Raw genomic sequence first — 14159 nt, 5'->3', positions numbered from 1 at the left:
AACTGACCTAAAAATACAGATCTAGCTACTCGATAAAGCAGCAGATGGAAATAAAAAACGCGTTATTCTAACGCGTTTTTGTGATGTTTACCTAGGATTTATGTGAAGCCGCTTAGCCAATAAGCTAGCCCCTTGAATTGTTAGCTAAACAAAGAAGCAAAAAATAGCTTTATGTAATCCAGTAAGCGTTTGAAAATACTGCCTTGCTCTACGTCTTCTAGCACCACTAGTGGGTATTCCGCGACATCCGTTTCATCTACCTGGAAATACACAGAACCGACAACTTGGCCTTTAGTTAATGGGGCTTTTAGCTCGTCTTTTAACTCAAAGCTGGCTTTTAATTTACTGGCTTGACCGCGAGGCAGGGTAAGCGCAATGTTTTGGTCAACGCCTAGTGCTACAGAGTCTTGGTCTGCCATCCATACAGCTTGCTCGACAAAGCTATCACCTGCTTGATAGGGCTTGACCGTTTCAAAAAACCTAAAGCCCCAGTTGAGCAGCTTTTTACTTTCCGCGGCGCGAGCTTTCGAAGAATTGGTACCCATGACAACGGCGACTAGACGCATATCATTGTTGGTAGCAGAAGACACTAAACTGTAACCGGCTTTACTCGTATGGCCTGTTTTCATGCCATCAACATTTAGACTCTTGTCCCACAATAGGGTATTGCGGTTATGTTGAGTAATGCCGTTGAAGGTAAAAGACTTCTCTTTGTAAATAGCATACTCATCAGGCACGTCGCGTATCATCGCTGTGGCCAAAATAGCCATATCTTTAGCGGTAGTGTATTGCTCTGTGCTATCTAAACCGTGGCTGTTGGCGAAGTGAGTATTCACCATGCCTAAGTGATCAGCCCAAGAGTTCATCAAACTTGCAAAAGAATCTTCACTACCAGCGATGTGCTCGGCCATTGCAACACAAGCATCGTTGCCTGATTGAATGATAATACCGCGGTTGAGGTCGGCGACTTGCACTTGCTTACCGACTTCGATAAACATTTTTGACGAGTCAGGGAAGTTTTTAGACCAAGCTTTCTCGCTAATCGTCACCATATCATTTGGGTTTAGTTTACCCGATTTGATTTCCTTACCAATGATATAGCTGGTCATTATCTTGGTTAAACTGGCTGGTGCCAGGCTTGCTTCTTCATTTTCGGCTGCGAGCACTCGCCCTGAATCAAAATCTACTAAGTAATAGCCTTTGGCTGAAATAATAGGGGCGTTGGGGATGACTTGAGGAGCAGCGTTAGCGACACTCACGCTACTTGCAATCAGAAGCACAGAGGCGTAGCTAACACGCTGGAATACATTTTTAATCATTGTTGGCTCTTTGGCTTGTTAGTCAATAAAACTCGGACGGCACTCACTATAACAAAACTTAAGCGGTGTTGGTAAGTTCCTAGGCTAAATCGACTATTTAGCTTTTCGGTTAATTATATAAGCATCTTTATATTGGCTTTGCTGCATTTTCAATAAGGTGTTCTCGGCACTTAATACATCGTAGTAGGGGCCCACCCGAAGCTTTTGCCAACCATTTTCTGTAATCAATACGGTGCTTAGGCCGGCGGCATCAAGTTGGCTTCTATGCTGGCTGATGACTTCGGTATTTTTGCTCGCTACGAGTTGCACATAATACTGTTTGCCATCGATAAACGCGCGCTCAGCATTCGAGTCTGTGTTGTCAAATTTAAGCAGTTTTATTTTGACTTTTGCTGTGCCTGACTTGAGCATGTCTAGTTTATAGGCCGCCGCATAAGAGAGGTCTATGATGCGCTCTTGATGAAACGGGCCGCGATCATTGACACGAACAATTACTGATTTATCGTTGCTAAGGTTAGTGACTTCCACATAGCTGGGTAAAGGCAGGTTTTTATGGGCGGCAGATAAGCTGTACATATCGTAGATCTCACCATTTGAGGTGAGGTGTCCATGGAACTTTTTACCGTACCATGATGCATTGCCCGTGGTCTCATGCTCTTTTATATCGCGCCATACTTGATAGTTTTTCCCTCGTACTGTGTAATCTCTATTGCCTTGGCGGCTGTATGCCTCATAACGAGGAACCGGGTTTTCTAGGTGCGCTAGAGTTGGCGCCGAGTCCGGCGCCGTATCATTACTCATGCCATAACGCTGCTCACTGGGAGGTGAACTACACGCGCCAACAATTAGCGTGAGGGCTAGGCTAAATAAGCGACGTAAAGGCTGAGAGTTATGCGGGCTAGTTAGCATCGAGTTGGGCCTTGGTTTGCTTGAGCTGCTCGCTAAACTGGTGTACCGCCATGGCGTAAAGTGGGCTGCGATTATAACGAGTAATAACGTAGAAGTTATGCTCTGCAAGCCAGTAACTATGCCCTTCTACTTCCTCTAACTCGAGTAACTTTAGTGGCGTATTATCGGCTAACTGCACCTTAGTAGTGATGCCTGCTTGATGCAATTGTTGCCAGGTATCTTTCAATTTCAATTCACTCGTTAACCACGGTTTTGCTTGTATTTGACTCGCAGTAGCAGGGTGAACCACCGGCTCACCTAATTGCCAGCGATGTTTGCTGAAGTAGTTGGCCACGCTACCAATCGCATCTACCGGATTGTTTAACATATCTATCTCACCATCTCGGTCAAAATCGACACCATAATGAATGTAACTAGATGGGATGAACTGGCCGTAACCCATTGCTCCAGCATAAGAGCCTTTAACTTCGTCTAATTGCCAACCTTGTTGCTCGGCTAAACGGATGAAGTAGGCGAATTCTTTACTGAAGAACTGAGCCCGCTTCGGATAATGAAAACCTAGGGTATATAAGGCATCGATAACTGGATAGGTGCCTTTATGTCGCCCGTAATAGGTTTCAACGCCAATGATGGCTACGATCATTTGAGCAGGAACGTTAAATTCTTTTTCGGCTCGCTCCAGTGTCTGCTGATGCTCTTGCCAAAAAGCTATACCCGCATTTAGACGTTCTTCTGTAAGAAAAAGCGCGCGATATAAATGCCATGGTTTGGCTTCCCAAGGGCGAGTAATGGCATCAATGACCGCTTGTTGGTATTGGGCTTGTCCTGCGGCCTGTTGCAATTGAGTTAAAGGAATATTTAACTCATTGCTTAACGCTTCCATGCGTTGTTGTTCGGTATTGGCAAACGCAGAGCTAAACCATAATTGAGTAACAGCAAAAACCAAGCAACAGCACAAGCGCATAGCTATCCTTATTGGGCATAAAGCCTTTTATGAGTATGAACAGACATCAGAATGCCAAAACCAGCCATCAGTGTCACTATCGAAGTACCACCATAACTCACTAAAGGTAATGGAACACCTACCACCGGCAGCAAGCCACTTACCATACCAATGTTTACAAAGACATAAACAAAGAATGTGAGGATAATGCACCCTGCCAGTAAGCGGCCAAAAGCGGTTTGTGCTTGGGTGGCAATGAATAGGCCTCGCCCTACGATGTAAAAATATAAACACAGCAACAATACTACGCCGATAAAGCCAAATTCTTCAGCAAATACCGCGAATATGAAATCAGTATGACGCTCCGGCAAAAAGTCTAGTTGAGATTGGGTGCCTTGTAGCCAACCTTTGCCTGAAAATCCCCCAGAACCAATGGCGATCTTTGATTGAATAATATGATAACCCGCTCCTAAAGGATCGCTTTCAGGATTGAGTAATGTGAGAACCCGCTGTCGCTGGTAATCACGCATTAAAAAGAACCACAGTAGCGGAATGAATGCCGCGATCATTCCTCCTGCAGCCATGACTAAGCGCCAGCTCATACCTGCGAGGAACAGGGCAAATATCCCTGAGGCGGCTACCAGTAATGAAGTCCCTAAATCGGGCTGTTTTGCAATCAGTAATGTAGGTGCAATAGCGATAGTTGCGCCAATCAATAAATGTTTGAAGCTCGGGGGAAGTGGGTGCTGGCTAATATAACGCGCAACCATAAGTGGAACGGCAAGCTTCATTATTTCTGAGGGCTGAAAACGGATAAAACCAAGATCAAGCCAACGCTGAGCGCCTTTACCAACGTCACCCACAATCAATACCGCAAGCAGCATCACCAAACCAGTAAAAAAGAAAAATGGGGCCCAGCGAAGATATACATCAGGAGGAACCTGAGCGAGAACAAACATCACTACAGCTGCCAGCCCAATACGGATAAATTGGCGGTTTAGCATGTCCATACTCTCACCACTGGCACTATATAAAACAAATAGCCCCAGGCTCATTAGTGCCACTAAACCCAGTAACAGTGGCCAGTCTAAGTGGAGTCGCCACCACAGTGAGTTTTTTTGTTCTTGGCTATAGTTCCCCATAACTAATAACTGCCTTTAGTTTCAAAATAACGATCAAATAACTGGCGAATTAGCGGGGCAGCCATTGAGCTACCGCCACCGGCATTTTCTACCACTACAGACGCGACAACTTCAGGTTTCTCAAAGGGCGCAAAGGCGACAAACATGGCATTATCACGATGCTGTTCTTTAAGTTTATCTGCATCGTATTCTTCATCTTCTGCGATATTCACCACTTGTGCTGTTCCTGATTTCCCTGCGGCAACATAGCGAGTATCTTTAAAGGCTTTACGCGCGGTACCGTTACTCTTGTTGATTACCCCATACATACCGTCTAATGCCACTTGCCAGTTGTTGCTATCGTTTAACTTAATGGGCTCTTTGACTTGAGGGGGAAGCCCTATGTGAGAATTGGAATTACCGACACTTTTTAAAATTCGCGGAGTAATGACATTACCTCGATTGGCCAAGATATTGGTTGCTTGAGCTAACTGAATAGGGGTTGTCGTCCAGTAGCCTTGGCCAATACCCACTGAAATAGTATCTCCTTGCCACCATGGCTGACGATACCTTGCCCGTTTCCACTCGCGGCTGGGCATGTTGGCTTTACTTTCTTCATGAATATCAATGCCGGTGTATTCACCAAAGCCAAATTTATTCATATAGGCGTGCATGTCATTGATGCCCGTTTCATAGGCTAATTTGTAAAAATAGGTGTCGACACTTTGTTCAATCGCTTTATAAACGTCAACCCAACCATGGCCCCAGCGTTTCCAGTCTCGAAAGCGGCGTTTAGTATTAGGAATTTGAAACCAACCAGGATCCCAAATACGCTGCTCTACGGTTATTTTTCCTAGCTCTAAGCCCATCACCGCAAGTTGTGGTTTTACGGTAGAAGCAGGAGGGTAGACCCCTTTAGTGGCTCGGTTAATTAAAGGTCGGTCGGTAGAGTTAAGTAGTTTGTTGTAGTTTTTGCTACTGATTCCATTTACAAATAAGTTGGGATCGTAGCTGGGACTAGACACCATTGCCAACACCCCGCTGGTTTTAGCGTCTAATAATACTGCCGAGCCTCTACGTCCAGCCAGCAGTCTTTGGGCTTCTAATTGTAATCGAATGTCTACATTCAGATATAAGTCTTTGCCGGGAATAGGCGGAACAATCTTCATGGTGCGAATAATTCGCCCGCGATTATTGACTTCTACTTCTTGATAGCCGACGTTGCCGTGCAGAATTTCTTCATAGTATCGCTCTATACCTTGTTTGCCGATGGTTCTCGTCGCATCGTATTCTGCCAGCTTGTTTTCTTTTTCTAAGCGCTCTAAATCTCTCGCGTTGATTCTGGCAACATAACCAAGTAGATGGGTAAGGCTATCGCCATAGGGATAGTAACGAATCAGGCTAGCCTCAATACTTGCCCCAGGATATTTGTGTTGCTGAACCGCAAACACGGCAACTTGTTGTTCACTTAATTGTGATTTTAGGGCTACAGGCTTAAAGCGACGGGTGTGCTTTTTAAGCTGGTAGAATCGCTCTATGTCGGTTTCACTTAAGCCGAGTAAGGTGCTGAGCTCAGACAGCAATAAATCGAGGTCATCGACATTTTCAGGCACAATTTCTAAGCTAAAGTTAGGGCGGTTTTCTGCCAGTAAAACGCCATTTCTGTCGTAAACTAAACCGCGAGGTGGTGCCAGAGGCAATACTTTTATACGGTTGTCGTTAGAGCGAGTGGTATAGGTTTCATGCTGTTCAAATTGAATGTAATAAAGATTTCCTAACAGCACGCAAATCAATACAAAAGTGCCAATAATTGAGACCAAAGAACGACGATTAAATAATCGTGATTCAGCAGAGTGGTCTCGCATAGCGACGCGTTTTCTTACCATAATCAGTCGCTACTCTCTATGGTAGGGGTGGTTGGCAGTGACGCTCCAAGCACGGTATAGCGTTTCTGCGACTATCACTCTAACCATTGGGTGAGGAAGGGTTAGTGCCGACAGCGACCAGCGTTGTTCTGCTATTTTAATACAGCTGGGTGCTAAGCCTTCAGGGCCACCAATTAATAGGCTAACGTCTCGGCCATCCATCTTCCAGGCATCTAATTGCTGAGCTAATTGTGGAGTCGTCCATGGTTTGCCGGTGACCTCTAAAGTGACCACTCGGTTTCCTTTAGGTATTACCGCCAGTGTCGCTTCGCCTTCTTTATCAAGAATTCGCTTAATATCGGCGTTTTTCCCACGTTTGCCTGCGTTAACCTCGATTAACTCTAGGGGCATATCTTTGGGAAAGCGGCGGGAGTATTCTTGGTAGGCAGTTTCGACCCAGGCAGGCATTTTTGTGCCTACCGCTACTAACTGTATTTTCATCCGGCCTTAGACTCGGAGTGGCTTGGTGCCCACAACTTTTCTAATTGGTAAAAATCACGAGCGCTGTCTTGCATAACGTGTAAGACCACATCACCTAAATCAAGCAATACCCATTCTGACTCATCAATGCCTTCCATACCGATGACTTCAAGTTCAGCTAAACGCGCTTCCCTAAAAACATTATCAGCAATAGACTTAACGTGGCGTTTGGAGTTGCCACTACAGATAATCATAGTATCGGTAATGGTTGATTGTTCGCTAACGTTTAGGCTTTGAATATCACGGCCTTTCATATCTTCGATCTTATCGATAACAAAATCGACGAGTTGTTGGTTTTGCAACTATTGCACCCCAAAAATTGGATTTAAAGGCTAAGTATATCATGCTCAGTCTAGCTAGGTTAAGCGCCGTAGAGTTTATGTTGAACAATATAACTGATTAGATCTGCGGGAAGCATATCTTCTAGGGTATGCAGGTTGACCTGACTGGCAATGTTTTCACGAATCTTCGAGGATGAAATATCCATTGGCTGCAATTCACAGAAGTAGACCTTACCGGCTTTTGATTGGTCTAACTCTGCAACATTGTGGCAAAGTCTAGCGTTTAGCCACTGTTTTAGAGGCTTAGACATGTGTAACTGATAGCCCGGTCGAGCAATCACGATCAGGTGGGCGTAGTCACTGAGTTGCTGCCAATTATGCCAACGGTCTAAGTAATTAAACGAATCTAAGCCCATGACAAAGCCAATGGGATTATTGGGATATTGCAGTGACAGTTCTTGAAGGGTATCACTGGTAAAGGAGTGACCACCTCGTTCTACTTCTCGCCAATCTAATTTCAAATTGGGATACTGCCGCAGTGCCAGTTCTAGCAGTTGTTTACGCTGATGAGGGGGAATGTGCTGCCGAGATTTTAGTGGCGATAGTGCATTAGGCAGTAAAGTGATGTCTTGCGCTTGAGTTATCTCGAGCAAGCGTTCAGCACTCGCTAAATGTCCTAGATGGATTGGGTCAAAAGACCCTCCGAAAAATAGTTTAAGCGTGCTCATGATGTGGAGAAGCCAGTTGGAAAACTAAACGTTCTAGGTGATGCCAAGCTTGATCGCCAGTAAAGCCTTTAATGGCTTGGTCAATCACAGCTATTTGCAAGCGCACTTGCTCTATTTGCTGTGGTTTGAAGCGCTTGGCCGCCTGAGAAATTAAGCCTTGGCGCTTATTCCAAACTCCATGTTGCTTATAGATGCTGGGGTGATGGCTGGTAGGTTGAGCCTGCAGAATTTGTAGTAACTTAAATTCTTTGTCTAGCCCCCAGTTTATTAAGGTTGGCTCTTCACCTTCTAGTCGTAGCTGCTTGATGATCAGTAAGCTACGCTGGAAGTCAGCAGCTAATAGGGCATCGACTAATTGAAAGCTAGAAAAATGGTTGGCATGAGATAAACCCGCTTCGATCTCTTTCAGCGAGGGAAGCTTTTCTCCCCAGCGTAACGCAATATTGGCAACCGCTTGGTTCAACGCGAGTAAATTACCCTCGTAGTAATGTAACAATAGCGCTATAAGGTCATTGCTGGCGGGTAATTTGTGCTGCTGAAGACGCTGGCGTACCCACGCTTGAAGCTGATTGCCCTCTGGTGGATAAACCATTACTACTAAGCCATGTTGCTCGAAGTGCTTGTACCACTGTTGTTTTTCGTTCGCCTTGGTGACCTTAGGCAAACTGAGCAAAAAGCGGGTTTCTGAGTTAATCAGCGGCAACAATTCAGTCAGCTGATTTTGAATCGCTTTGTCCGGGGCTCGGTCTATTTGTAACTCTATCAGTTTGTACTGACTGAATAAGGACAATTCAGACATCGCATCAAAGATGTCACCCCACTGAAAATCAGTATCAAAGGTAAACTTTAAGCGCTCTTCGGCTAAACCTTGTTGTTGCAGCTGTTGGCGAATGCTGTCGATACTCTCAATCTTAATTAGCGGTTCTTCACCGGCGATGATGAAGCAATTAAAATTGGCGCAGTTTTGCTGCGCAAGACGGTCAGCAAAAATTCGCATTTACCAGCTTACCGTGGCCAATTGGCGCATGATTTGGTCTGAAGCCATGACGCGCAACTCTGAATAAAGCAGTTCACGCTCTCGTTGTTTGGCCAACGCCGCTAGGGGGTTATCTTGGAAGTCCCGGTGTAACTGTACGTTAATCGGAAAGTTACCTTGTTCAGCAATTTGTAAGTAGCCAGCAACTTGATAACTCAGTTCATACTCGGCTACTTGACCATTATCAAACAAAGATAGGGTGCGCTTGCTGATATTTTCGCCGCCGATGTGCAAGGTGGGGATATCGTCTTGAGGAAACTCAAATACAGCTACGTTGTTTTGAGAAAGCTGGCGCTTTAACTCGCGAACGAGCGGGCTAAATTCATCACTAGACGAGACGTAAATTTGGGTGAGTTTTTCATCTAATAAGTAACTGCCTCGTGGCGCAAACCCACAAGCGGTTAATAGACTTAAACACAGAGCAATAAATCCAACGCTGGCAATTTTATAGTTCATGCTATCTCGCAATTAGTAAGGGCGGGCCGATAAGCAACCCGCCCTAAAGGCTTAGTTTGCTACTATGTTGAGCAATTTACCCGCTACATAAATCACTTTACGAATAGTTTTACCATCGACAAACTTACTTACATTTTCATCGTTCATGGCTAAGCTTTGTACGGTATCTTGGTCGGCGTCAGCGGCTACTGTAAGCTTCGCGCGTAATTTACCATTTACTTGAACGACAATAAGTTTGCTGTCTTCAACCATGGCTTTTGGGTCGGCTACTGGCCAATCGGCGGTATCTATCTCGCCAACATTACCTAAATGGGTCCAAAGTTGGTCACAAACGTGCGGAGTAATCGGCGACAACATTAATACCACTGCGTTAATGGCTTCACGTGTGACTGCACGGGTATTTACATCGCTTTGGTCTGCTTTTGCTAATTTGTTCATCAACTCCATAATCGCTGCAATGGCAGTATTAAAGGTTTGACGACGGCCAATGTCATCGCTGACTTTTGCAATGGTCTTATGCACATCTCGACGTAAGTCTTTTTGTTGGGCATTCAGGCTAGCAACATCTACCGCACCTGCTTCACCGGCATTTAGATGCTCGAAGCTAAATTTCCATAGGCGACGTAAGAAACGCAACGACCCTTCTACTGCGCTGTCTTGCCATTCGAGTGTTTGCTCTGCTGGGGCGGCAAACATCATAAATAGGCGAACTGTGTCAGCGCCGTATTTATCAACCATAACCTGAGGGTCGATACCGTTATTTTTCGACTTAGACATTTTGCTCATGCCTGCGTAAACCAGCTCTTGGCCCTCGGCAGTTTTAGCACTCGTAATGCGGCCTTTTTCATCTTTTTCGGTGACTGCATCTACCGGAGATACCCATACCTTGCCACCTTTAGCATCTTCGTAATAGAACGCGTCAGCTAATACCATGCCTTGAGTTAGCAAGCGCTTAAATGGTTCGTCTGACTCAACTAAGCCGCTATCGCGCAGTAACTTATGGAAGAAACGGGCATACAGCAAGTGTAAAATGGCGTGCTCAATACCACCAATATATTGATCCACGGGCAGCCAGTAATTTGCTTGCTCAGGATCTAACATCATGTCTTCGTTATTGGCGCTACAGTAACGCGCGTAGTACCAACTCGACTCCATGAAGGTATCGAAAGTGTCGGTTTCATGGAAGGCTTCTTGACCTTCAAATTCGGTTTTTGCCCATTCTGGATCTGCCTTGATTGGCGAGGTAACGCCATTCATCACTACGTCTTCTGGCAGAATTACTGGTAGCTGGTCTTCGGGGACTGGTACAACATCGCCATTTGCTAGGTTTAGCATTGGGATTGGCGTGCCCCAGTATCGTTGACGGCTTACGCCCCAGTCACGCAGGCGGAAGTTAACTTGTTTGGTACCTTTGCCGATAGATTCTAATTTGCTGGCAACGGCATCAAAAGCGGCGGTGAATTCTAAACCATCGAATTCACCAGAATTAAACAATACACCTTTCTCGGTGAATGCTTGTTCTGATAAATCTAACTCTGCATCGCTAGGCTTAATTACACCCACAATATCTAAGCCGTAAGCTTGAGCAAATTCAAAGTCGCGTTGGTCATGAGCGGGCACGGCCATTACTGCGCCAGAGCCATAACCCATTAGTACAAAGTTAGCTACCCAGATAGGCACAAGCTTACCAGTCAGTGGATGAACGGCATTAAGGCCAGTGGCCATACCTTTCTTCTCCATGGTGGCCATGTCAGCTTCCGCTACTTTATTGTTCTTGCATTCTTCGATGAAGGCGGCTAACTCAGAATGAGTTTTAGCCGCTTCTAAGGCAAGCGGATGTTGAGCAGCAATACCTACGTAAGTTACCCCCATGACCGTGTCTGGACGGGTAGTATAAACGGGTACTAACTGTTCGCTATTCTCCAAGCCAAACTGCATTTCAACGCCTTCAGAGCGCCCAATCCAGTTACGTTGCATGGTTTTTACTTGCTCTGGCCAATCGTCTAGTTGGTCTAAATCGTCTAACAACTCTTGAGCGTAGTCAGTGATTTTAATAAACCACTGCGGAATGTCTTTTTGTTCAACTAAAGCGCCAGAGCGCCAGCCGCGGCCATCGATTACTTGCTCGTTGGCTAATACGGTTTGGTCAACTGGATCCCAGTTAACCGTGGCCATTTTCTTGTACACTAAACCTTTCTCGTAAAGTTTAGTGAAGAACCACTGCTCCCAGCGGTAGTAATCTGGCTTGCAGGTCGCTAGCTCGCGATCCCAGTCGTAGCCAAAACCCAACTGTTTTAGTTGAGTTTTCATATATTCAATATTTTCGTAAGTCCATTTAGCGGGCGCAGTATTATTGTTAATTGCTGCGTTTTCGGCTGGAAGACCAAATGCATCCCAACCCATAGGTTGCATAACATTCTTACCTTGCATGCGCTGGTAGCGAGAAACGACATCACCAATGGTGTAATTGCGCACGTGGCCCATGTGCAAACGGCCACTTGGGTAAGGGAACATTGATAGGCAGTAAAACTTTTCTTTACCCGGTTGCTCAACGACTTTAAAGGTTTGCGCTTGCTCCCAGTGCTGCTGCACTTTGGTTTCAATATCACGCGGACTGTATTGCTCTTGCATCTATGGGATCTTCCAGAATAAACCAAAATTTGGACTTGGCAGCACGTAGCCACCGTATTTGATCCGCATAGGATACCGAGTCCGCTTGCTGACAACAATAGCTGGAGCATGTTTATCTTAGCTTGTTGAGTTCAATGCTGATGATTTCTCTGTACTCAGCTTTTGCAGGGGGCTTGTTAATATAGCCCTTAGGGGTGTTTCAGCGAAGATCAGGAAAAGATAAATCTGGTTTGGCGCACATTTGCTAGTCAACAAAAGGTCTATGCTTAAACCTGATAATGCACGTTAGAGAGCGGGTGAGTTATGCCAAAAAGAGTTAAAGCTTATCAAACCTTTGTGAAGGATTTGGAGAAACGCATACAAGAAAGCGGTGAAGTGGGGCAAGAAGAGCTATCCAAGTTAATTGATACTACTCAAGAGTACCTGCAAGCAGCTAGTGATCTAAGTAAAGATGAGTGGCAGCTAATTGCAAATTATGTGCGGCGAGACTTAAGTGATTGGCGCAGTGACTACAAACGCGCTTATGATGAAAGCCCTTCAATGACGATGCTAAAAGAAAGCATCTGGTATTGGTTGGCTAAAATGAGTGACCAAAGCCAAGTCGAATGGCACGAGCTGATCGGCGATTTGCAACATCAGGGGGTTTATAAAAGTGGTGAACTGATCGGTTTAGGAGTGATTGAATGCGCGCAATGCGGTGATAAGACCGCATTATGGCATCCAACAATTATCGCCCGATGTGACCACTGCCAAGGTGACAGTTTTTATCGTCACTCAATTAGTGAACTGCAGTCTTAAGTGACTTGTTACGCCGTGTCGGTAGCAGCCGAACGATAAAGCCGACTAATACTATCAAGCCCATTGGCCATAAACCTAAGCGTTGATAAGGGGTGACTCCGGTTGCGGGTATGATTTCTCCCTTTAAAGTGAGCAATTGATACTCTGGAGCACGTTGCTGCACTTTACCAAATCGGTCAATGATAGCGGTTACCCCGGTATTGGTTGAGCGGACCACTGGGCGGCCAAACTCTAAGGCTCGCATTTGTGCTATTTCTAGGTGTTGTTGTGGGCCGATAGATGTGCCAAACCAAGCGTCATTGCTGACTGTAATGATTGCATCGGTGTTTGCGGTAAATTGTGGGCGCATAAGCTCGCCAAAAGCAATCTCGTAGCATATGGCCGCGAGCCATTGATGCCCTTTTACCTGCAAGTTGGTTTGCAAGGGGTCACCTCGGCCAAAGGAAGACATAGGTAGATTGAAATAGGGGGCTAAAGGGCGTAATAGCTTTTCAAAAGGCACAAATTCACCAATCGGTAGTAAGTGGTTTTTATAGTAACGATTGGGGTTTTCGTAATAGTAACTAGCACTAGCATTATTTTCTTGGCTCTCTTGACCAAGTGTCACTAAGGCATTGTAGTAGTCGTTGGTTTGCAGATCATGGGCGATTACCCCTGTGATTAAGGCTTGCTGTTTGGCTAATAGTTGACCATCGAGTTGGTGCAAAAATTCAATGACGTCATATTCTAGCGCTGCAATGGCCGACTCTGGCCAAACGATAACGTCTGCATCAGATATGTTTAAGGTTTCTTGTTGATACATATGCAGGCTGGCAGCTCTATTTTCAGGCAGCCATTTTATGTCTAAGGGCACATTGCCTTGAACCAGCGCCACCGTCATTGAGGGCGATGGGGTGGTCCAGCTATGCCCCGTTAAAGCGATGCCGAGTAACCAAGGCGCCGTAATCGCCAAACTTGCTAGCCAGCGCATACGCTGTTGTCCGCGTATTAGTAATACTCCCGCTGCAGCGACGACTAACACTAACCAGGTAACACCGTATAATCCCAAAATGGGCGCAACTGCTGATAATGGCGAATCAATTTGGCTGTAACCGGGCTGCAACCAAGGAAAGCCAGTGAGCACCCAGCTGCGCAACCATTCAGAAAATAGCCAGCAGGCAGGAAACCACAATAGATAAAAGGCCGCCCCGCGTTTTGCTTGCCATTTATTGGCTAGCCAGCAGGCTAAGGCGGGATAAAGCGACAAGTAGGTCACTAATAAGGCCATCAGCGCTATGCTAACCACCAGTGGCATGCCGCCAAACTCGGCCATGCTGACATGTACCCAGTGGATCCCATAGCCAAACCAACCTAAGCCATAACATAAGCCAAGCTTAAAGCCCGATTGCTTTGGGTTTAACAAGTATATTAACGCTAATAGGGAGATTGGCATCAGAGGCCAAAAGCCGAAAGGAGCAAAGGCGAAAGGCGCGATTAACCCACCAGCAAAAGCGGCTAATAAACGTAGCCGCGGTGTCAAGCTTAAAGGCATG

13 protein-coding genes are annotated in these 14159 nt (G+C 45.7%); 1 reads left to right on the top strand and 12 read right to left on the bottom strand.

The window, feature by feature from the left end:
* Positions 1–140: 140 nt before the first annotated feature.
* From ACVFI8_RS03575 to leuS, 11 genes are all read right to left on the bottom strand, one after another.
* Positions 141–1319 carry a serine hydrolase gene (locus ACVFI8_RS03575; protein ID WP_248714802.1) on the bottom strand — a complete coding sequence of 393 codons (1179 nt, stop codon included), beginning with the start codon at positions 1317–1319 and terminating at the stop codon, positions 141–143.
* Positions 1320–1412: 93 nt separating this feature from the next.
* The gene (locus ACVFI8_RS03570) at positions 1413–2228 is read right to left on the bottom strand and encodes a septal ring lytic transglycosylase RlpA family protein (RefSeq protein ID WP_457873052.1); all 816 of its coding nucleotides are present in this window, start codon (positions 2226–2228) and stop codon (positions 1413–1415) included.
* Positions 2218–3192, bottom strand: a complete 975-nt coding sequence (mltB, locus tag ACVFI8_RS03565; protein WP_248714804.1) for a lytic murein transglycosylase B — start codon at positions 3190–3192, stop codon at positions 2218–2220. The genes ACVFI8_RS03570 and mltB overlap by 11 nt, the downstream gene beginning before the upstream one ends.
* A gap of 8 nt (positions 3193–3200) precedes the next feature.
* Positions 3201–4313 carry a rod shape-determining protein RodA gene (gene rodA, locus ACVFI8_RS03560; RefSeq protein WP_248714805.1) on the bottom strand — a complete coding sequence of 371 codons (1113 nt, stop codon included), beginning with the start codon at positions 4311–4313 and terminating at the stop codon, positions 3201–3203.
* 2 nt (positions 4314–4315) lie between these two features.
* The gene (gene mrdA / locus ACVFI8_RS03555; RefSeq protein ID WP_248714806.1) at positions 4316–6178 is read right to left on the bottom strand and encodes a penicillin-binding protein 2; all 1863 of its coding nucleotides are present in this window, start codon (positions 6176–6178) and stop codon (positions 4316–4318) included.
* A 9-nt stretch (positions 6179–6187) separates the two neighbouring features.
* Positions 6188–6658, bottom strand: coding sequence for a 23S rRNA (pseudouridine(1915)-N(3))-methyltransferase RlmH (gene rlmH / locus ACVFI8_RS03550; protein ID WP_248714807.1), 471 nt, complete (start codon positions 6656–6658; stop codon positions 6188–6190).
* Positions 6655–6999, bottom strand: a complete 345-nt coding sequence (gene rsfS / locus ACVFI8_RS03545; RefSeq protein ID WP_248714808.1) for a ribosome silencing factor — start codon at positions 6997–6999, stop codon at positions 6655–6657. The genes rlmH and rsfS overlap by 4 nt, the downstream gene beginning before the upstream one ends.
* Positions 7000–7058: 59 nt before the next feature.
* A complete protein-coding gene (nadD, locus tag ACVFI8_RS03540; RefSeq protein ID WP_457873051.1) occupies positions 7059–7706 on the bottom strand; it encodes a nicotinate-nucleotide adenylyltransferase in 648 nt (215 codons plus the stop codon).
* Complete coding sequence (holA, locus tag ACVFI8_RS03535) at positions 7693–8703, bottom strand: DNA polymerase III subunit delta (protein WP_248714810.1); 1011 nt, start codon at positions 8701–8703, stop codon at positions 7693–7695. The genes nadD and holA overlap by 14 nt, the downstream gene beginning before the upstream one ends.
* Positions 8704–9198 (bottom strand): LPS-assembly lipoprotein LptE, encoded by a 495-nt coding sequence (locus ACVFI8_RS03530; protein WP_248714811.1) that lies wholly within the window; start codon positions 9196–9198, stop codon positions 8704–8706.
* 51 nt (positions 9199–9249) lie between these two features.
* Positions 9250–11829, bottom strand: a complete 2580-nt coding sequence (gene leuS / locus ACVFI8_RS03525) for a leucine--tRNA ligase (protein WP_248714812.1) — start codon at positions 11827–11829, stop codon at positions 9250–9252.
* Between the two features lie 303 nt (positions 11830–12132).
* Between leuS and ACVFI8_RS03520 the strand changes: the two genes are divergently transcribed.
* On the top strand, positions 12133–12627 hold the full coding sequence (locus ACVFI8_RS03520) for a zinc ribbon-containing protein (RefSeq protein ID WP_248714813.1): 495 nt from the start codon (positions 12133–12135) through the stop codon (positions 12625–12627).
* Here ACVFI8_RS03520 and lnt read toward each other — a convergent pair.
* Positions 12608–14158 carry an apolipoprotein N-acyltransferase gene (lnt, locus tag ACVFI8_RS03515; protein WP_248714814.1) on the bottom strand — a complete coding sequence of 517 codons (1551 nt, stop codon included), beginning with the start codon at positions 14156–14158 and terminating at the stop codon, positions 12608–12610. The two genes, ACVFI8_RS03520 and lnt, sit on opposite strands and share 20 nt — an antisense overlap.
* Position 14159: the final 1 nt, after the last annotated feature.

Source organism: Agarivorans sp. MS3-6 (assembly GCF_054112545.1).
Note: the sequence above shows the minus strand (reverse complement) of the source record. Positions and strands in the feature narration are given on the sequence as shown.